The sequence below is a fragment of the Afipia carboxidovorans OM5 genome (assembly GCF_000218565.1).
In the GTDB taxonomy this organism is placed as follows: Bacteria; Pseudomonadota; Alphaproteobacteria; order Rhizobiales; family Xanthobacteraceae; genus Afipia; species Afipia carboxidovorans.
In genome coordinates this window covers 1,174,917-1,193,273 of record NC_015684.1, presented here as the reverse complement: position 1 = coordinate 1,193,273, position 18,357 = coordinate 1,174,917, and the positions used below count along the sequence as shown (strand labels likewise).

At 63.4% G+C, this 18,357-nt stretch carries 18 protein-coding genes; 10 read left to right on the top strand and 8 right to left on the bottom strand.

Features of this window, described 5'->3' with window-relative positions; translation table 11 throughout:
• Nucleotides 1–22: 22 nt before the first annotated feature.
• Genes OCA5_RS05640 through OCA5_RS05630 form a run of 3 tightly spaced genes read right to left on the bottom strand, consistent with a single transcriptional unit; the run spans nucleotide 23 to nucleotide 2,626 of the window.
• Entirely contained in the window at nucleotides 23–802 is a 780-nt protein-coding gene (locus OCA5_RS05640; RefSeq protein ID WP_012564106.1) for a ribonuclease HII, read from the bottom strand.
• 58 nt (nucleotides 803–860) lie between these two features.
• On the bottom strand, nucleotides 861–1,397 hold the full coding sequence (locus OCA5_RS05635; RefSeq protein WP_012564107.1) for a GNAT family N-acetyltransferase: 537 nt from the start codon (nucleotides 1,395–1,397) through the stop codon (nucleotides 861–863).
• Nucleotides 1,398–1,450: 53 nt separating this feature from the next.
• Nucleotides 1,451–2,626 (bottom strand): PA0069 family radical SAM protein, encoded by a 1,176-nt coding sequence (locus OCA5_RS05630; RefSeq protein ID WP_013912930.1) that lies wholly within the window; start codon nucleotides 2,624–2,626, stop codon nucleotides 1,451–1,453.
• 114 nt (nucleotides 2,627–2,740) lie between these two features.
• Here OCA5_RS05630 and OCA5_RS05625 point away from each other — a divergent pair, with 114 nt between their 5' ends.
• Nucleotides 2,741–3,061: a DUF3551 domain-containing protein gene (locus tag OCA5_RS05625; RefSeq protein ID WP_012564109.1), complete on the top strand. Its 321-nt coding sequence runs from the start codon at nucleotides 2,741–2,743 to the stop codon at nucleotides 3,059–3,061.
• Nucleotides 3,062–3,120: 59 nt separating this feature from the next.
• Here OCA5_RS05625 and moaB read toward each other — a convergent pair whose 3' ends face one another.
• On the bottom strand, nucleotides 3,121–3,678 hold the full coding sequence (gene moaB / locus OCA5_RS05620) for a molybdenum cofactor biosynthesis protein B (RefSeq protein WP_012564110.1): 558 nt from the start codon (nucleotides 3,676–3,678) through the stop codon (nucleotides 3,121–3,123).
• A 110-nt stretch (nucleotides 3,679–3,788) separates the two neighbouring features.
• Nucleotides 3,789–4,727 carry a KPN_02809 family neutral zinc metallopeptidase gene (ypfJ, locus tag OCA5_RS05615; RefSeq protein ID WP_012564112.1) on the bottom strand — a complete coding sequence of 313 codons (939 nt, stop codon included), beginning with the start codon at nucleotides 4,725–4,727 and terminating at the stop codon, nucleotides 3,789–3,791.
• A 373-nt stretch (nucleotides 4,728–5,100) separates the two neighbouring features.
• Here ypfJ and OCA5_RS05610 point away from each other — a divergent pair, with 373 nt between their 5' ends.
• Nucleotides 5,101–6,231, top strand: coding sequence for a site-specific DNA-methyltransferase (locus OCA5_RS05610; RefSeq protein ID WP_013912929.1), 1,131 nt, complete (start codon nucleotides 5,101–5,103; stop codon nucleotides 6,229–6,231).
• A 73-nt stretch (nucleotides 6,232–6,304) separates the two neighbouring features.
• Here the strand turns inward: OCA5_RS05610 and OCA5_RS05605 are convergent, their stop codons facing one another.
• The 3 genes from OCA5_RS05605 to mutY form a co-directional block, all read right to left on the bottom strand.
• Nucleotides 6,305–6,778 carry a hypothetical protein gene (locus OCA5_RS05605; protein WP_012564114.1) on the bottom strand — a complete coding sequence of 158 codons (474 nt, stop codon included), beginning with the start codon at nucleotides 6,776–6,778 and terminating at the stop codon, nucleotides 6,305–6,307.
• Between the two features lie 182 nt (nucleotides 6,779–6,960).
• The gene (locus OCA5_RS05600; RefSeq protein ID WP_012564115.1) at nucleotides 6,961–7,581 is read right to left on the bottom strand and encodes a glutathione S-transferase family protein; all 621 of its coding nucleotides are present in this window, start codon (nucleotides 7,579–7,581) and stop codon (nucleotides 6,961–6,963) included.
• Between the two features lie 2 nt (nucleotides 7,582–7,583).
• Nucleotides 7,584–8,699, bottom strand: a complete 1,116-nt coding sequence (gene mutY / locus OCA5_RS05595; RefSeq protein WP_013912928.1) for an A/G-specific adenine glycosylase — start codon at nucleotides 8,697–8,699, stop codon at nucleotides 7,584–7,586.
• 27 nt (nucleotides 8,700–8,726) lie between these two features.
• Here mutY and OCA5_RS05590 point away from each other — a divergent pair, with 27 nt between their 5' ends.
• From OCA5_RS05590 to OCA5_RS05555, 8 genes are all read left to right on the top strand, one after another.
• Nucleotides 8,727–9,206, top strand: coding sequence for a DUF721 domain-containing protein (locus tag OCA5_RS05590; RefSeq protein ID WP_012564117.1), 480 nt, complete (start codon nucleotides 8,727–8,729; stop codon nucleotides 9,204–9,206).
• A 111-nt stretch (nucleotides 9,207–9,317) separates the two neighbouring features.
• Nucleotides 9,318–9,971, top strand: coding sequence for a DsbA family protein (locus OCA5_RS05585; protein WP_012564118.1), 654 nt, complete (start codon nucleotides 9,318–9,320; stop codon nucleotides 9,969–9,971).
• 294 nt (nucleotides 9,972–10,265) lie between these two features.
• A complete protein-coding gene (gene smc / locus OCA5_RS05580) occupies nucleotides 10,266–13,730 on the top strand; it encodes a chromosome segregation protein SMC (protein WP_012564119.1) in 3,465 nt (1,154 codons plus the stop codon).
• A 139-nt stretch (nucleotides 13,731–13,869) separates the two neighbouring features.
• Complete coding sequence (locus tag OCA5_RS05575; protein ID WP_012564120.1) at nucleotides 13,870–14,850, top strand: small ribosomal subunit Rsm22 family protein; 981 nt, start codon at nucleotides 13,870–13,872, stop codon at nucleotides 14,848–14,850.
• A gap of 63 nt (nucleotides 14,851–14,913) precedes the next feature.
• Nucleotides 14,914–15,309 carry a COG4315 family predicted lipoprotein gene (locus OCA5_RS05570; RefSeq protein ID WP_012564121.1) on the top strand — a complete coding sequence of 132 codons (396 nt, stop codon included), beginning with the start codon at nucleotides 14,914–14,916 and terminating at the stop codon, nucleotides 15,307–15,309.
• Between the two features lie 280 nt (nucleotides 15,310–15,589).
• Nucleotides 15,590–16,150 (top strand): LemA family protein, encoded by a 561-nt coding sequence (locus OCA5_RS05565; RefSeq protein ID WP_012564122.1) that lies wholly within the window; start codon nucleotides 15,590–15,592, stop codon nucleotides 16,148–16,150.
• Nucleotides 16,151–16,279: 129 nt separating this feature from the next.
• Nucleotides 16,280–17,449 carry a M48 family metallopeptidase gene (locus OCA5_RS05560; RefSeq protein WP_012564123.1) on the top strand — a complete coding sequence of 390 codons (1,170 nt, stop codon included), beginning with the start codon at nucleotides 16,280–16,282 and terminating at the stop codon, nucleotides 17,447–17,449.
• Between the two features lie 142 nt (nucleotides 17,450–17,591).
• Nucleotides 17,592–18,350, top strand: coding sequence for a P-loop NTPase family protein (locus tag OCA5_RS05555; RefSeq protein ID WP_013912927.1), 759 nt, complete (start codon nucleotides 17,592–17,594; stop codon nucleotides 18,348–18,350).
• Nucleotides 18,351–18,357 lie beyond the last annotated feature (7 nt).

Sequence of the window (18,357 nt, the reverse complement as noted above, 5' to 3'; positions counted from 1 at the left end):
TTTGATAGAGGTCCGCGTCCGATCAGGCAACCTGAACGGCAGCTTCCTCAACGACGACCACGCTGTCCGGCAGATCAAGGCCCGGCAATTCCGGGGCGCCGGACACGACGCCTTCAAGGCGGGCCCACGCCGCCGCCACCGGCGCGAAATGCCGACGATGATGCGGTGTCGGGCCATGACGCTCCAGCGCCGCGAGGTGCTGGGGCACGGCATAGCCCATGTGGGACTCAAAACCGTATTGCGGATATTGCCGTGCAAGGGCGCACATCAGGCGGTCGCGCGTCACCTTGGCGACGATCGAGGCCGCGCCGATCGAGAACAGCAAACCATCGCCGCCGATCACCGCTTCGCACTCGCACGACACTGCGATCTTGTCGCGGCCGTCGACGAACACGTGGCGTGGCGGCTGCGGCAGCCCTTTGACTGCACGCGTCAACGCCCAGAGCGAAGCACGCAGAATATTGTCGCGATCGATCCGCCACGGCGGCGCCGCTGCAACCGAGACGAACGCAGTCGCACAAATTTCCTCGAACAACGCCTCACGCGCCTCCGCCGTGAGCCGCTTCGAATCATTGATGCCCTTTGGAATACGATCGGGATCGAGAATGACCGCGGCGGCCACCACCGGCCCCGCGAGCGGCCCGCGCCCGACTTCGTCGCAGCCCGCAACCGGCCAGATGCCCTGCTTCATCAGCGCGCGCTCGCGGCGGAAGCTCGGCCGCGTCACAACCGTGACCTTCGCAGGCTTGTCCACAGCCTTGGCGGCGACTTTGGCGTTCGCAGGAGATCCGGTCCGACTCATGGCCGGACAGTGCGATCAGACGCGTCGCCTCGCAAGCCGGAACTCGAAATCTTACCCGTTATCCAACCCGGCCAGCCCATGCGGAGGCGTCCACCATATAAACCTGCCGCGCGCCGCGATTGCTCACCGTCAGGTCCTTCACATGCGTCATGCCGATCTTCTCGATGACCCGACGCGAGGCAGCATTGTCGGGATGGACCAGCGCCAGCAGGCGGCTTCGCGCCATTTCGCGAAACCCGAAAGCGAGTTGCCCTTCACCGATCTCGCGCGCAAAGCCCTGTCCCCATGCCTGTTTGGCGAGAATGAAGCCCAGCTCCAGGTCGTCCGCTCCCAGTACATCGCAGGGAAGCAGCCCGGCAGCACCAATGATCTCTTCCGAACCTCTCTCCATCAGCACGGAGAGGCCGGTCGTCGCATTCCCGAAATTGAAATTTGTCTTGATGAAGGTTTCAGATTCGCCGGCCGACAACTCGCCGCCCGCGAAAACATAGCGCATCACCTCGGGCACGCCGAAAATCCGCTGATGAAGCGATGGAATGTCCGTCTCACAGACAGTCCGCAACAACAGCCTTGGCGTGATCAGCACCGTTCCCATCGGACCCTGTTTCGCATTTCATGGCGAAGATGATCCGAAATCATTGCCGCACGCTAGAATAAATCGAGTTGCTCGCCACTCTTTGCCGGTTGCACGAAATGCGCAGTCGAGAGCTTCACCCGCTTGCGGTTCAGTCCGAGCCGCTCGCAGGCAATCTCGAAGCGGCGGCCGATCATCCACGCTATCGGACCCGTGCCTTTCATCCGCGAGCCCCACTGCGAGTCGTAATCCTTGCCGCCGCGCATGTCGCGGATCAGCGAAAACACATGGCGGTAGCGATCCGGGTAATGCGCCATCAGCCATTCCCTAAACAGGTCACGCACCTCGAGCGGCAGCCGCAACACGGTGTAGTTCGCCTCGCGCACGCCGGCATGGGCGGCGGCATCGAGAATGCGCTCGATCTCCGAATCGTTAAGCGCTGGAATGATCGGCGCGGTCATCACCACCGTCGGAATGCCCGCGGCGGAGAGTTGCCGCAATGCCTCCAGCCGCTTCGGTGGTGTCGAGGCCCGCGGCTCCATCGCGCGCGCGAGTTTCGGATCGAGCGACGTCACCGAGATTGCGACCTTGGCAAGACTTTTCTCCGCCATGCGCGCAAGAATATCGATGTCGCGCGTGACCAGCGCCGACTTGGTGACGATGCCGACCGGATGGCCAGCCTTCTCCAGCACCTCGAGAATACCGCGCATGATGCGGTGCTCGCGCTCGATCGGCTGATAGGGATCGGTGTTGGTGCCGATCGCGATCGTGCGCGGCTCATAACCCGGTGCCGTCAACTCCTTCTCGAGAAGCATCGGTGCATCCGGTTTCACGAACAGCTTGCTCTCAAAGTCGAGACCGGGTGACAGCCCGAGATAGGCATGGGTCGGCCGCGCGAAACAGTACACGCAGCCATGCTCACAGCCGCGATACGGATTGATCGAGCGATCGAATCCGATGTCGGGCGAATCATTGCGGGAGATCACCTTGCGTGCAGTATCGAGCGCGATGGTGGTTTTGAACGGCGGCAGATCGTCGAGGCTCTGCCAGCCGTCATCGAACGCAGCGCGCGCCTCACGCTCATAACGTCCGCTCGCATTGGTCTGCGCGCCGCGGCCGCGGCGACGCTCGGCGTCGATCGCAACGCCGATTTCGGCGAAGTCGGAAATGCCGCCCGCCGGAACGGGAGGCAGCGGTGAAGATGCGGGCTGCAAGGCTTTGCTCAAGACTCTGCTCGTGGCTCTGCTCATGCAAAAAGCATAATTACTCTTAAGAACAAAACAAGAACATTTTTAGCCTTTCCTCATGGAGCTTTCGCAAAGCACCCGCGTTGTCGCCCGGGTGGCTTTCAGGAGGAGGATTCAATGCGGACATATCTTTTGGCAGCAGCGGCACTGGGCCTCGCCGCCGCGGGCATTACCACGGTCGGCACAGTGCCCGCCAAGGCTGGTACGGTTTGCCTCACCGACCAGGACAGCCCGAACACCTATCGGTCCTGCGAGTATTACAGCTTCCGCGCCTGCCGGGCTTCATCGCGGGGCGTTGGCGGCTCCTGCGTGCGCAATCCGTTCGGTGACGAAGATGCTTATCTCGTCGCGCCATCCGTCGAGTTCGGTTCGGCCTACAACCGTTATGACGGCCCGATCTACGATCGCGGCTATTACGGGCCGCGCTATCGCTGGTAAGTCTGAGATTTTTTACTGATTGAAAGCCCTCTCCTACCGGGAGAGGGCTTTTGGCCGCATTACTTCGCCTGTGCCTTGCCGCGCTTCAGGTGCTCATCGAGCCGCGGCATGATCTCGACGAAGTTACACGGATTCGTGCGGTAATCGAGTTGATGGGCGAGAATGCCATCCCAGCCATCACGACAGGCACCGGGCGAGCCCGGCAGCGAGAAGATAAACGTGGTGCCCGCAAGACCCGCCGTCACGCGACTTTGAATCGTCGATGTGCCGATCTTGGCGTGGCTCAGCATATGGAAGGCGATGGAAAAACCGTCCATACGCTTGTCGAATAAAGGCTCGACCGCATCGGGCGTGATATCGCGTCCGGTGAAGCCGGTGCCGCCCGTTGTCACCACGATGTCGATGCCATCATCGGCAATCCAGCGTTTCAACTGTGCCTGAACTTTCTCGATATCGTCGGTCACGATCTCACGCGCAGCCATCTTGTGGCCTGCCGCGGTGATCCGATCGGCCAGGATCGAACCGGACTTGTCGTCGGCAAACGAGCGCGAATCCGAGACGGTCAGCACCGCGATGTTGAGAGGAATGAAAGGCTTTGATTCATCGAGAGAGGTCATGATCTTTTATCCGTCATTCCGGACAGGCCGCGAAGCGGACTGATCCGGAATCCTGATATGAGGCGTGAGATTCCGGATGCGCTCGCAAGCGCTCGCGCTCCGGAATGACGTCACAAATTCCCCGCGCCAAAGGTGTTGCACGCCGAGATGTTGCCCTGCTGATAGCCGGTCATGAACCAGCGCTTGCGCTGCTCGGCCGAGCCGTGGGTGAAGGAGTCCGGCACCACGCGGCCCTGCATCTTTCGCTGCAGCGTGTCGTCACCGATCGCCGCCGCGGTGCGCAGCGCGCCGTCGATGTCACCCGGCTCGATGAAACCCGGCCGCTTTTTCTCCTCGCGATTGACCCAGACGCCCGAGAGGCAATCGGCCTGTAGTTCGATCCGCACCTGAATGGCGTTCGCCTCGGCCTTGCTGCGCGCCTGGCGCTGCTGGGCGTTCGCCTTTTCGAGAATGCCGAGCAGGTTCTGCACGTGGTGGCCCGCTTCATGCGCGATGATATAGGCCGCGGTAAATTTGCAGGCGCTGCCCTGGCAGCCGTTGAAGCGCGTCTCGATCTCGCGGAAGAAGCTGGTATCGAGATAGATGCGCTGGTCCGGCGGGCAGTAGAACGGACCCATCGCCGATTGCGCCATGCCGCACTGGCCGCCATTGGTCGCCTGACGGAACAGGACGACGCGCGGGCCGCGATAGGTTCGGCCATTGGCCGAGAAGATTTCGCTCCAGCGATCGTCGATCTCGCCGAGGACGCCGGCGATCATACTGCCGACCTCGTCGGTCGGGGCACCACGCTTGGCCTGCGATGACGGCCGGTCGGTCTGGTAGCTCGGCGCCTGCCCGCCGCCGGTGAGAATCTCCGCGCCGCCGATCAACACCCTGGGGTCGATGCCGACCGCCCAGCCGATCAGGCCGAGAACGATAACGGTGCCGATGCCGAGCCGGCCCCCACCGCCCATGGGAAAGCCAAACCCTCCACCGCCGCCGCCGAATCCGCCGCCATCCTCGCGCCGGTCCTCGACATTGTCGCTGCGGCGGAAATCGTCATAACGCATCGGTCTCTCCTCAAGGCGTCCTTACGCCCAACGGCCTACGGCGGGAATCGTTTGCGCCATGATGCGACAAAATCCGTCCCCGGATGAGAATTTTAGCGCCCCCGGCAATTTTTGCCTAGTCGCACTGCGCGGCCCGATGGTGCATTGGGCGACACCATTTTCACACGGCGCGTACCTCACGCGAAACACATCGAACAGCAACGCAACACGATGCATTTTTGAAAATGCAAAATACGGATTCGAAAATGCAAAAAGCAATTTCGAAAATGGAAAACGATTAAGTCGATTTTTACCTTGGGCATTCATGGTGATGACAAGTCGGATTTGTTAGTCCCGCGTCGCCGACTGCGTCGCCTGAGTCAGGTTTTGAGTCATGGTTGTGTCGCGTCGCGGGGCGTCTGCAAAGGCGCCCCGCACTAATTTTGAAACCTCGCCATCCGCACGCATCGTCATCGGCGATTGCGTCGCTGAAATGACGAAGCTGCCTGCGAACTCCGTTGATCTGGTGTTCGCGGATCCTCCTTACAACCTGCAGCTCAAGGGCGAATTGAAGCGCCCGGACGAGTCGCATGTCGATGCGGTGAACGACGATTGGGACAAGTTCTCCTCGTTCGCAGCATATGACGACTTCACGCGCGCCTGGCTCTTGGCCTGCCGCCGTATCATGAAGCCGACAGCAACGATCTGGGTGATCGGTTCCTATCACAACATCTTCCGCGTCGGCGCGATCATGCAGGATCTCGGCTTCTGGATCCTGAATGACATCGTCTGGCGCAAGTCGAACCCGATGCCGAACTTCCGCGGCCGCCGTTTCACCAACGCGCACGAGACCATGATCTGGGCCGCGCGCGACGAGGCGACCAAATACACCTTCAATTACGACGCGCTGAAGGCGGCCAACGAGGACGTGCAAGCCCGCTCGGACTGGCTGATCCCGCTTTGCACCGGCGAAGAGCGCCTCAAGGGCAAGGACGGCCGTAAAATCCACCCGACGCAGAAGCCGGAAGGCCTGCTCGCGCGTGTGCTGCTGTCATCGTCGAAGCCCGGCGACCTCGTGATCGACCCATTCAACGGCACCGGCACCACCGGCGCCGTCGCCAAGCGCCTCGGCCGCAGCTATATCGGCTTCGAGCGTGACCGGACCTATGCCGAAGCCGCCGAAAAGCGCATCGCCGCCGTCGAGCCGCTGCCGCAGGCAACGCTCGCGCCGTTCATGACCGCGCGCGAAGCCCCGCGCGTTCCGTTCGCCGAGCTGATCGAACGCGGCATGATTTCGCCCGGCGCGAAACTCGTCGATTCCAAGAAAAAACATGCCGCCCTGGTGCGCGCCGACGGCGCCATCATGCTGGGTGATAAGGTCGGCTCGATCCATCGCATGGGCGCGCTGGCGCAAGGCTCGGAAGCCTGCAACGGCTGGTCGTTCTGGCATGTCGAGACCAAGAAGGGCCTGCGGTTGATCGACGAGTTGCGCGCCGAAGTCCGCCGCGAAAGACAGTCCGCCTGAACGACGGATTCATACGCCAATACAAAAACGGACGCCGAGAGGCGTCCGTTTTGCGTTCGATGATAGTCGGGCCTTAGCCGCGCAGCAGGCGATAACGCTTGTGCATCAGGCAGGTGTTGACCACGAGCGCATAGTCCGCGGTCGCCTGATCCGCCGTCATCGCACCGCTCGCCGCCACCGCACCACCGGCCGCCTGCGCGGCATCGGTTGCATTCCCGAGCGTGTAGGCCTGACGGAACGACGAAACCGGAATGAAGGACGCTGCCGCGCCCGCCACGGCAATCGCTGTACCGGCTGCCTGCTGCTGACGCGCCTGACGGGCCACCGCTTCCTGCGGCGCGGCCTGCTGACGGCATTCGGCGAGATCGCGACGATACTTTACGGGATTGACACGATGCATATCCACGAGCGGCTCGTAGATCGGCGGTAAAGCTTCCTGTGCCGCACCGGTATCAGAGGCCGCCGCGACCGGTCCCGGGGCAGGCCCGGTGGTCTGATTGCAGCCCGCAACGAGCAACCCCAGCCCCAACGCAAAAATTATACGCATGAACGCTTCCCCCAGCGCTGAAAATAAAGCGCGTCCTAAGCATGCGCTGCGACGGGGAAGCAAGCGCTGCCGTAAAAGGCCCCCTGCGACACTTTAGACAGGTAACAGCCAAAACCGGGCGGAGGGTGAGCGCCGCCCGGAGATCAATCAGGCCACTGGCCTAGTGAGGGAAGGTCTGTGTCTCAGGCCTTGTATTGCGCGAGCACTTTCTGCACGGCCGGACGCTCCTTCATGCGCCGGTAGTGATCAGCGACCTTCGGGAAGTCGGCAATATCGACGCTGTCGCTCTTGGCCCACCCAGCGATGGTGAAAAGATACGGATCGCAGATCGAATAGGCCTCGCCCATCACCCAAGGACCGCGCATCATTTTGGTTTCGATAAGGTCGAACCCGGCACGGATATTTTCAGGCACCTTGCGGCGCATATCCTCGAATGAGGACTCTTCGCTCGCCCAGCGCCGGCCGCGCATCCGGTGCGCATGGGCGATGTGCATGCCCGAGCAGATGTAGCTGTTGAACGACTCCGCCTGCGCGAACGTGAACGGATCATCGAACGGCGCGAGCTTCGCCTTCGGAAAACTCTGCGCGATATACATCAGGATCGCCGGGGTCTCGGTGATCACGCCTTTATCGGTCGCGAGCGCCGGGACGCGTCCCTTGGGATTGACCGCGAGGTAGTCCGGGCTGTTCTGCTGGTTCGCCTTGAGATCGAGCCGCTCGGCAACGTAATCCGCGCCGGATTCTTCGAGTGCGATATGCGAGGCAAGCGCGCATGTGCCGAGGCCGTAGTAAAGCTTGAGCATTCTCATCTTCCTCCCAGTCCGTGCGCAATGACCTTGCGCATCAGGTTCGGCAACGCCTCGTCCGCGAGGGTAGCGATCTTCACCCAGCGCATCCCCTTCGGCGCGCGCGTGCCTTTCGGAACTTCGCTCGCATAGACCGAAAGCTCCAATGGAAAATGCGTGAACACATGGGTGACGGTGCCGGTCTTGCGCCGCCAGCGGGCAAGATCTTTCAATACCGGCGCTGCCGCACGCGCGGCTTTCTCATCATGCTCCGCGAGCCAGGCCGAGGTCGGCACCTCGGTCATGCCGCCGAGCAGGCCTTTTTCGGGTCGCGTACGCACCAGAAGTTCATCGCCGCGCGTGACGACAAAGGCCGCGCCTTGCCGGAGCGCGCCGGTTTTCTTAGGCGCCTTGCGTGGAAACGTCTCCTGCTCCCCCTGATGACGCGCAAGGCAATCCTCGTTCAGCGGGCACAACACACAGGCCGGTTTCTTCGGCGTGCAGATCGTGGCGCCAAGGTCCATCAGCGCCTGCGCCGAATCTCCCGCACGCGACGGCCCAAGCAGCGTCGCCGCAAGCCGCTGGATTTCCGGCTTCGCCTTCGGCAACGCTTCTTCGACCGCGAACAAACGCGACACCACGCGTTCGATATTTCCGTCGACCGGCATGGTGCGGCAGTCGAAAGCAATCGCCGCAATCGCCGCCGCCGTATAGGGGCCAATGCCGGGCAACGCGCGCAGTCCTTCCTCAGTATCGGGAAAGGCACCGCCATGCGCGCTTGCTACCGCAACCGCACAGGCATGCAGGTTGCGCGCACGCGAGTAATAACCAAGCCCTGCCCACATCCGCAGCACATCGTCGAGCGAAGCGGCGGCAAGATCGGTGACGCGCGGCCAACGCGCGACGAATTTCATGAAATACGGACCGACCGCTTTCACGGTGGTCTGCTGCAGCATAATTTCCGACAGCCAGACGCGATAGGGATCGGCGGTCTCGCCCGGTTTCGCCCGCCACGGCAGCACGCGGCGGTGACGGTCGTACCACGCAAGCAACAGTTCCGCGCGCGGCACGGATTCCCCCGGGCCGGATGCCGAGACTTTGTTTCGTCGCGCCGTCGCACCTGTTAGGGTCGTCATCAGACTTCTTAGGCACCACAGACAATTATGAGCAAGCCCGGCCCGCTCACCTCCAAGCCGTTATCCGCGCTTCTTGCGGGCGTCTTCAACGACGTTTTCAAGAAACAGGGGTTCGCCTCGCGCGAACTCGTCACCCGCTGGAGCGAGATCGTAGGCAGCGACATCGCGACCTATGCCGAGCCGCTGAAGATCCAGTGGCAGCGACCGATGGAGGGCCAACCGGACCTGCCCGCGACACTGATCCTGCGCGTGGAAGGGCCCCGCGCGCTGGAAATCCAGCATTCCTCGACGGTGATCCTCGAGCGGGTCAATCGCTTCTTCGGCTGGAACGCGATCGGCAAAATTGCGTTGCGGCAGGCGCCCCTATCGCGCCGGGAAAAACACAAAGCGGGACGGCGGCCGAGCGAGACGGAGATCGCCGACAAGGCCCGCGAACTGACCAGCGTCGATGACGAAGATCTGCGCACCGCGCTCGCGCGGCTGGCCACCTCGATCAAGCGAAATTGACGGGTGTCGGGGCGCCTCTCCTCCCGTTCCCAGCATTGCCTCGCGCAGGGTTTCAAGCTAGCAGACCTCATCCCGCGCGCTTGCGCCAAAGCCGACCCGGAGTTTCCAGCGATGATCACGCGTCGTACGTTCAATGCCGCTCTCGCATTCGCAGGCGCCACCGCCATAGTCGGCACATTGCCATGGAAACTCGTGAGCTCCGCGTTGGCCCAGGAGCCGGCTGCGATCGCAAAGCCGAGCACGCTCGGCGACATGTCGCTCGGCGCCAAGGATGCGCCGGTGACGATCATCGAATACGCCTCGATGACCTGCCCGCACTGCGCCGCCTTCACCAAGGACGTCTTCCCGCAGATCAAGTCGACCTATATCGACACGGGCAAAGTGCGCTTCATCTTCCGCGAGTTTCCGCTCGATCAGGTCGCGCTTGCAGCCTCCGCGCTGGCGCGCTGCGTCGCCAAGGACGACTCGAACAAATATTTCGCCATCATCGATATCCTGTTCAATCAGCAGGCGGGCCTGCAGAACCAGGCCTTCGAGACGATCAACCGTGTGGGCAAACAAGCAGGCCTCACCGAGGCAATGATCAAGGCCTGCGTGCAGGACGACCTCACGGTGCAGAAGGGCATCCTCGCCGATCGCGAATACGCCAACCAGACGCTGAAGATCGACTCCACCCCGAGCTTCTTCATCAACGGCACGCTGGTGAAGGGCGAAACCTCCTTCGACGGCTTCAAGAAGATCATCGACCCGCTCATCAAGAGCTGAGCCGGGGTTCCCTGAGCCCTCCCGGCGGTAATCCGGTCAGGGCCGCAGGGCAGTTTTGTTCGCTTTTCTTTCTCATGGAACCGGGCAAGCTGCCGTAAAATCGTTGGAAAATCGGTCAAAACCACCGGGAAACGGCGGTCGGGGCGTTGCCCTGCCCCCGCCTGCTGGCCATTGTCCGGCCAATCATGAGTTTTGGCGATTCGCCAAATGCTCGCGATCACCGGTGGGGATGATGTCCCCGAGGGCATGGTCCGGCGGGCCGTCCGTACAAGCCGCCAACAGAGTAAGTGTCGCATGAAACTAACGCGTCTACGCCTGCATGGATTCAAGTCGTTCGTCGAGGCGACCGACTTCCTGATCGAACCCGGCCTCACCGGCGTGGTCGGCCCCAATGGCTGCGGCAAGTCGAACCTTGTCGAGGCGCTGCGCTGGGTGATGGGCGAGACGTCCTACAAGTCGCTACGCGCCGCCGATATGGATTCCGTGATCTTCTCCGGCTCCGGCAACCGCCCTGCGCGCAACCACGCCGAAGTGGTGATGTCGATCGACAATGCGGACCGCACAGCGCCGTCGTCGATGAACGATTCCGAGTTGCTGGAAGTCTCGCGCCGGATCGAGCGCGAAGCAGGCTCGGTCTATCGCATCAACGGCCGCGACGTGCGTGCACGCGACGTGCAGATTCTCTTCGCTGACGCCGCGACCGGTGCACGCTCCCCTGCCCTCGTCCACCAGGGCAAGATCGGCGAGATCATTCAGGCCCGCCCCGACCAGCGCCGCCGTGTGCTGGAAGATGCCGCGGGCGTCGCCGGCCTTCATGCCCGCCGCCACGAGGCCGAGCTGCGGCTCAAGGCTGCCGAAACCAACCTCACTCGCGTCGAGGACGTGATCGGCCAGCTTGCGAGCCAGATCGAAGGCTTGAAGCGGCAGGCACGGCAGGCGATCCGCTTCCGCGAAGTCGCTGCAAAGGTCCGCAAGGCCGAGGCGTTGCTGTTTCACCTGCGCTGGCTGCAAGCGAACGAGGATGTTGCTGAATCGAGCCGCACCCACAATGCGACGGTGCGCGAGCAGGCCGAGCGCGTTCGCGAGCAGGCCGAGAGCGCACGCATTCAGGCAATCCGCGCTTCCGAACTACCAGCATTGCGCGAGAACGAAGCGCGTGCAGCCGCTGGCCTGCAGCGCCTCACCAATGCGCGCGACATGCTTGCGCGGGAGGAAGAGCGTGCCAAGGAACGCGCCGCCGAACTCGATCGCCGCCTGACACAATTGGCCGCCGACGTCGCGCGCGAACAGCAGCAATTGTCCGACGCCGGCGTCGCCGTCGAGCGCCTCGACTCCGAAGAGACGATCCTCAAGGAAGAGATCAAGTCGCGCGTTGAAAAGCGCAGCGGTGCCGATGCCCGCGTCTCGGAAGCGGACGCGGCGCTTGCCGCTGCCGAGCGCACCTTCTCCGAACTCACCACTGCGCTCGCCGACCTCACCGCACGTCGCCGCCAGTTCGAGGCAAACGTTCGCACCCACACCGAACGGCTCGCGCGCATCGATCAGGAGATCGCGAATGTCGGCCGCGACGTCGAGAAGCTCGACGCCGAAACCGGCAGCCTCGCCAATCTCGAGACGCTGGCGCAGGCGATGACCGCGGCGCAGGACACGCTCGCGCAATCCGCCACCACCGTGCAGACGAACGAAGCCGCGCATATCGCCGCGCGCGCCAAGCTCGACGGCTCGCGTGCGCCCGTTGTTGAAGCCGACAAGCGTGTGCAGCGGCTCGAGACCGAAGCGAAGACCATCGCCAAGCTCGTCAACAGCGAGACCAAGAATCTGTGGCCGTCGATCATCGATGGCGTCAGCGTCGCCAAGGGTTACGAGAAGGCGTTGGGCGCTGCGCTCGGCGACGATCTCGACGCGCCGACCGATGCGTCCGCACCACTGCGCTGGTCGAACCTCGGCATCATGGCCGACGACCCTGCACTGCCGGATGGCGTCGAAGTGCTCGCCACCCATGTCAACGCGCCGCCAGAACTGGCGCGACGTCTCGCGCAGATCGGCGTCGTCAGCCGCGAACGTGGCGCCGAACTCGTCAGCCGCCTCAAGACCGGCCAGCGGCTGGTCTCGACCGAAGGCGATCTGTGGCGCTGGGACGGCTTCATCGCCGGCGCCCATGCACCGACCGGCGCGGCACGCCGCTTGGCCGAGCGCGCACGCTTGGCCGACATCGAGCACGAACTGGAGCAGGCTCGCGCGGATGCCGCCACCAAGCGGCAAGCGCTGGAAGCCGCTGAGTCCGAGCTAAAGTTCGCCGCCGCCGCCGAGCATACCGCACGCGAATCCGCCCGCGCCGCACAGCGCGATGCCGATACCGCGCGCGAGCGTCATGCGAGCGCCGAGCGCGAGATCAACCGCCACACCGCGCGCCGGTCCGCACTTGCCGAGGCGCACACCCGCCTCGCCGCCGACCGCAGCGAAGTGGAGAGCGCCCACACCGTTGCCGTTCAGGCGGTCGCAGACCTTCCGGCAAGCGACGAGACCGAAGCTCAACTCGCCACCGCACGCGCAGCGATGGACGAGAAGCGTCAGTCGGCCGCGCAGGTGCGTGCCGAGGCGCAGGCGCTTGCCCGCGAAGCAGAGCTCGCCGACCGCCGCGTGCAGGCGATCGCCTCCGAGCGCAACGAGTGGCAGGCCCGCCGGGACAATGCCACCAAACAGATCGCGACCATCGAGGAGCGCACCACCGAGGTGAAGACCGAGCGTGCGCAGCTTGAGGACGCGCCGGCGCAATTCGCCGAGAAGCGCCGCGGCCTCATCAGCGAGATCGAGACTGCCGAAGCCGCGCGCCGCGAAGCTGCCGACGCGCTCGCTGCAGCCGAGGCGCTGATGGCCGAGACCGACCGCGCGGCACGCGCCTCGCTTGAAGCTCTCTCTGCCGCGCGCGAAGCAACCGCCCGTGCCGAAGAGCGCATGGAAGCAAGCCGCCGCCGTCTCGAAGATATCGAGCGCGAAATCCGCGACGGCCTTGAGACCGAGCCGCAGAACGCCGCATCGCTTGCGGAAGTCACGCCCGAGACCGAGTTGCCCGACGTCGCCTCCGCCGAGGCCAATGTCGAGAAGCTGCGCCGCGACCGCGAGCGCCTTGGCGCTGTGAACCTGCGCGCCGAGGAAGAGCTGCGCGAGATCGAGACCCAGCACACCAGCCTCACCACCGAACGCGACGACCTTGTCGAAGCGATCAAGAAGCTGCGCACCGGCATCCAGAGTCTCAACAAGGAAGCGCGCGAACGCCTGCTGAGTTCGTTCGAAACCGTGAACAACCACTTCAAGCGGCTGTTCACACAACTGTTCGGCGGCGGTCAGGCCGAGTTGCAGTTGATCGAGAGCGACGATCCGCTCGAGGCAGGCCTCGAGATCATCGCCAAGCCGCCCGGCAAGAAGCCGCAGTCGCTGTCGCTGCTCTCCGGCGGCGAGCAGGCGCTGACCGCGCTCGCGCTGATCTTCGCGGTGTTCCTCACGAACCCCTCGCCGATCTGCGTGCTGGACGAAGTCGACGCACCGCTCGACGACCACAACGTGGAGCGGTTCTGCAACCTGCTGCACGAAATGACGTCGCAGACCGAGACGCGCTTCATCATCATCACACACAACCCGATCACGATGGCGCGGATGAACCGGCTGTTCGGTGTCACCATGGCCGAGCGCGGCGTCTCGCAGCTCATCTCGGTGGACCTCGATGGTGCGATGAAGGTGCTGGACCAGAACGTGGCGTGATTTCGCCCTCCCCTTGAGGGGGAGGGTCGGCGCGAACAACGTGAGCGCCGGGGTAGGGTGACAATCGCAAATGAAATCCACCCCACCCCGATCTTCGCTATGCTCAGATCGACCCTCCCCCTCAAGGGGAGGGTGAAAGATGTCCGCCTTCGACCTCCCTGCCGATCTGAAAGCCGCGCTGGCGCGCAAGGCCGAGGGGCTGTCGCGCAGTGACGCTGCGAAGCGCGCAGGCACAATCTCGGAAACCTATCGCAGCGGCGGCACCTCCGCGCCGATTCGCACCGAGGCCGATGCGCTCGCCTACGCACTCACACGAATGCCCGCGACCTATGCGGCAATCGCAGCCAGCCTGAATGCACTTTCCGAGCGACGGCCCGACTTCACTCCCGCGACGCTGCTCGACGTCGGTGCCGGCCCCGCAACCGCAAGCTGGGCCGCGGCGCGGACATTCGATTCACTCACGCACTTTGTCGCCATCGACGCCAACGCCGCGCTGCGTGCGCTTGCCTGCGATACCGTCACAGATAGCCGCCTCGCAGCGATGCGCTATGTCGAAGGCAATGTGCTGGCCGGCTTGGCGGCGATGGAGAGCGCCGATCTCGTCATCGCAAGCTACGTCATCAACGAACTTGGTGAGGCGGATCGCACCACGCTCGCTGACCTGATGTGGCAAAAGACCCGCGACACCCTGCTGGTAGTCGAGCCCGGCACGCCCGCGGGCTACGAGCGCATTCTCGCACTCCGCGCGCACCTCATCGCGCAAGGCGCGCATGTGATCGCACCCTGCCCGCACGACAACGCCTGCCCGCTTACCCCACCCGACTGGTGCCATTTCTCACAGCGGCTCGCGCGCTCGCGGGCACACAAACAGATCAAGGGGGCGGAGCTTCCGTTCGAGGACGAGCGCTATTCCTACGTCGCACTCTCCCGCACGCTCGCACCGGGACATATCTCACGCATCCTGTCCCAGCCCACACTGACCAAGATCGAGGTCGCGGCCAAACTCTGCACGACAGCGGGATTGTCGCGCCTTGCTGTGCCTCGCCGCGACAAGGCGGGCTATGCCGCCGCGCGCCGCTGGAACTGGGGCGATGCAATTGCGGACAAGGCGGCGGAATAAATCGGCAAGCCCGGAGTTATCCCTGTGACGCGCCCAGCGTCGCGTTTCACAGGGAGTCCTCACATGCCACGCACATCGCTCAAATTCGCCGCCGCCATCGTTATGGCCACGGCTTTCAGTTCGCTCGCGCTCGCTCAGGCAACCGCACCAGCCAAGACCGCCGACACCGCGAAAGGCAAAATCCTCGTCGATGCCAAGGGCATGGCGCTCTACACCTTCGACAAGGACTCCGCCGGTAAGTCCGCCTGCAACGGCCCCTGCGCCGTCAACTGGCCGATCCTTGCCGCAGGTGCCGACGCCAAGGCCTCCGGCGACTGGAGCGTCATCACCCGCGACGACGGCAGCAAGATGTGGGCCTACAAGGGCAAGCCGCTTTATACCTTCAAGCAGGATGCCGCGCCGGGCGAGGTCAAGGGCGACGGCTTCCTGAATGGCGCCTGGCACGTCGCCAAGCCCTAACAGCCCCAACGGCACAAGGCGCCCTGCCCTCGTCACTGCAACAATCGCGGCGGGCGGGCGGGGATCGCCTGACATTTTCTTCATGAAGCGACGCGAGGCTTGAACGTCGCCACCTTGAGGGCAACTTAGCAAGGCACGCGCACATTGCGCGGGCCCTGCCATGCAGCGCACTTATCTAACTTTTTGTTTTGACGCGTTTTCTTCACGCGAACCGGTTTCCACTTCGCTCGAAAACGCTCTAGGGTGTGCGGGTCCGTTGTCTCTCAGGGAGCTTACTTCTATGTCGACCGGCTGGATTGTCCTCGGCGTTATCGCCCTTCTCGTCCTCTTCGGTTTCTCCGCCTACAACCGCCTCGTCGCGCTGTCGCAGCGCGTGAACCAGGCTTTTGCCGACATCGACGTTCAGCTCAAGCAGCGCCACGATCTTATTCCGAACCTCGTGGAGACGGTGAAGGGCTATGCTTCGCATGAGCGCGGCACACTCGACGACGTGGTGAAGGCGCGCAACGCGGCGCTCTCTGCGCAAGGGCCGGCGCAAATCTCCGCCGCCGAGGCACAGCTCTCCGGCGCGCTCGGTCGCCTGATTGCATTGTCGGAAGCCTATCCAGACCTCAAGGCCAACGCGAACTTCCAGCAGTTGCAGAGCGAGCTCTCCGACATCGAGAACAAGATCGCGGCGAGCCGACGCTTCTTCAACAACGCGGTTCAGGAATACAACACCGGCATTCAGCAGATGCCCGCAGCGCTGTTCGCCGGCATGTTCGGCTTTACCCGGAAGGATTTCTTCGATCTCGGCGAGAGCCGCGGGCAACTCGAGCAGGCGCCGTCGGTCAAGTTCTGACTGTCGATTTCGTGGCGACGACTCCGTCATTGCGAGTACAAGCGAAGCAATCCGGCAAGGCTAGCAAAGGGCTGGATTGCCTCGTCGCTCTGCTCCTCACAATGACGACCATGTAGGACAATCCCTGCCATGGCCGCCTACGGTCTCTATACGCATATCGCCTCGAACAAGACCCGCTCGGTGCTGCTGCTCGCCGGGCTGTTCCTGCTGGTCTATGTGATGGTCTTCGCCGGCGCGCTTGTCGGCGAGGTCTTTGCCGACGGCGGGCGGGCCGTGAGCGACTATTTCCATCTGGCGCTGCGTGATCTGATCGTCGCCCTGCCCGTCGCCACCATCGGCGCGGCGATCTGGATCGTGATCGCTTACTTTTTCCATCAGTCGATCATCGATGCGGTGACCGGCGGCCACGAGGTTACGCGCCAGGAAGAGCCGCGACTTTACAATCTTCTGGAGAACCTCTGCATCTCGCGCGGCATTCCAATGCCGAAGCTGAAGATCATGCAGAGCGAGTCGTTGAATGCTTTCGCCAGCGGCCTCAACCGGCGCCAGTACGCGATCACGGTGACGACCGGCCTCCTCGACGCGCTCGACGATCATGAGATCGAGGCGGTGCTCGGCCACGAGCTCACCCATATCCGAAACGGCGACGTGCAGTTGATGGTGATCGCGGTCGTCATTGCAGGCGTCGTCGGGTTCTTTGCCGAGCTGTTCTTTCGCATCTATTTCAACTCCGGTGTCCGCTTCAGCGGCCGAAGCTCGAACGGTGACCGCAAGGGCGGCGGTGCGATCCTCGTGATCATATTGGCGGCAGCGCTGCTCGCGCTTGCCTGGCTGTTGTCGCAGGTGGTGCGGTTCGCGCTGTCGCGATCGCGCGAATTCCTGGCCGATGCCGGCTCGGTCGAACTCACCAAGAACCCCGATGCCATGATCTGGGCGCTGCGCAAGATCGAAGGCCGGGGCGAACTGCCCCGCGCGACCTCGGCGATCATGGAAATGTGCGTCGACAATCCTCGCCGGGGCTTTGCCGACCTGTTCGCAACCCACCCCTCCGTCGAGGCGCGGGTCCGGGCGCTCGTGCAATATGCCGGGGGACACGATCCGGGGCCGCTAGCGCTGCCCGAGCCCCCGCAGGAGGGTGAGGGCTACGGAGACGACGGCACCGCCGCTCCGCCGCCCGATGGCCCCTGGTCGGCCCAGCAGGGCCCGTGGGGCGGCAAAACCCCGCCGGACGGCCCTTCCGGAGGCACCACGCCGGGCCGTGGCGCCGACATTATTCCGGGCCCCTGGGGCAGACGCTAAGCCCTTTACCTGTTAACGAAATCGCGGGATGACCTCTCGGGGCCGCAGTCAAGAATTGAAATCTCTCTCGATTCTGCCATGGTCCGAAAAACGCTGGGTGGCGCCACTGGTGCGAGCCAGTCTGGCGCGGTAAAGGGACGTGATGGCGAAGCCGGCAGTTATTGTGGTGGGTGCGGACAAAGGCGGGGTCGGCAAGACTACTGTGTCACGCACCGTTCTGGACTATTTCACCGCCAACAACATTCCGACGCGGGCCTTCGATACCGAGTCCCCGCGCGGCACGCTGAAGCGGTTTCATCCGGAGGTCACAGAGATCGTCGACGTCACGACGACCTCCGACCAGATGAAAATCTTCGATACGCTCAACACGGCGACCGCCAACGTCACCGTGATCGACGTCCGCGCAGGCCTGATGTCGCCCACCCTCGCAGCGTTGCGCGATATCGGCTTCCTCGACGCCGCCCGCTCCGGCCAGATCACCTTTGCCGTGTTCCACATCCTCGGCCCGTCGATCGCCTCGCTCGACGAGATCGCCGAGACCGCGAGCTTCATGGACGGCGCGAAGTACTTCCTGGTGAAGAACTTCATCAACAACACGAGCTTCTTCGAGTGGGACCAGGCGACTTACAACTCGTACTTCAAGCGCATCAAGAACGCGACCGAGATCACCATCCCGAAGCTCAACGAAATGGCCTATGAGCAGGTCGAGGTCTCCTCGGTACCGTTCCTGAAGTTCGTCGCTAACAAGGGCCCGAACGACGAAACCGCCAACTATTCCTTCGTGCTGCGCGGCTATGTCCGTCACTGGCTCGGCAATGTCTGGGGCGAGTTCGACCGCATCAAGCTCACCGACATTGTCGGCAGCAAGGACAAGGGCTTTGCCCGCGCCGACGAAGACTGACAATGAC

Bases quoted from the DNA above. Each gene is read 5' to 3' on its own strand.
- OCA5_RS05565 (WP_012564122.1), top strand. From the start codon at position 15,590: ATGTCGACCGGCTGGATTGTCCTCGGCGTTATCGCCCTTCTCGTCCTC.
- OCA5_RS05575 (WP_012564120.1), top strand. From the start codon at position 13,870: ATGTCCGCCTTCGACCTCCCTGCCGATCTGAAAGCCGCGCTGGCGCGC.
- OCA5_RS05585 (WP_012564118.1), top strand. From the start codon at position 9,318: ATGATCACGCGTCGTACGTTCAATGCCGCTCTCGCATTCGCAGGCGCC.
- OCA5_RS05640 (WP_012564106.1), bottom strand. From the start codon at position 802: ATGAGTCGGACCGGATCTCCTGCGAACGCCAAAGTCGCCGCCAAGGCT.
- OCA5_RS05570 (WP_012564121.1), top strand. From the start codon at position 14,914: ATGCCACGCACATCGCTCAAATTCGCCGCCGCCATCGTTATGGCCACG.
- OCA5_RS05600 (WP_012564115.1), bottom strand. From the start codon at position 7,581: ATGCTCAAGCTTTACTACGGCCTCGGCACATGCGCGCTTGCCTCGCAT.
- OCA5_RS05590 (WP_012564117.1), top strand. From the start codon at position 8,727: ATGAGCAAGCCCGGCCCGCTCACCTCCAAGCCGTTATCCGCGCTTCTT.
- OCA5_RS05635 (WP_012564107.1), bottom strand. From the start codon at position 1,397: ATGGGAACGGTGCTGATCACGCCAAGGCTGTTGTTGCGGACTGTCTGT.
- OCA5_RS05555 (WP_013912927.1), top strand. From the start codon at position 17,592: ATGGCGAAGCCGGCAGTTATTGTGGTGGGTGCGGACAAAGGCGGGGTC.
- OCA5_RS05610 (WP_013912929.1), top strand. From the start codon at position 5,101: ATGGTTGTGTCGCGTCGCGGGGCGTCTGCAAAGGCGCCCCGCACTAAT.
- smc (WP_012564119.1), top strand. From the start codon at position 10,266: ATGAAACTAACGCGTCTACGCCTGCATGGATTCAAGTCGTTCGTCGAG.
- ypfJ (WP_012564112.1), bottom strand. From the start codon at position 4,727: ATGCGTTATGACGATTTCCGCCGCAGCGACAATGTCGAGGACCGGCGC.
- moaB (WP_012564110.1), bottom strand. From the start codon at position 3,678: ATGACCTCTCTCGATGAATCAAAGCCTTTCATTCCTCTCAACATCGCG.
- OCA5_RS05605 (WP_012564114.1), bottom strand. From the start codon at position 6,778: ATGCGTATAATTTTTGCGTTGGGGCTGGGGTTGCTCGTTGCGGGCTGC.
- mutY (WP_013912928.1), bottom strand. From the start codon at position 8,699: ATGACGACCCTAACAGGTGCGACGGCGCGACGAAACAAAGTCTCGGCA.
- OCA5_RS05625 (WP_012564109.1), top strand. From the start codon at position 2,741: ATGCGGACATATCTTTTGGCAGCAGCGGCACTGGGCCTCGCCGCCGCG.
- OCA5_RS05630 (WP_013912930.1), bottom strand. From the start codon at position 2,626: ATGAGCAGAGCCACGAGCAGAGTCTTGAGCAAAGCCTTGCAGCCCGCA.
- OCA5_RS05560 (WP_012564123.1), top strand. From the start codon at position 16,280: ATGGCCGCCTACGGTCTCTATACGCATATCGCCTCGAACAAGACCCGC.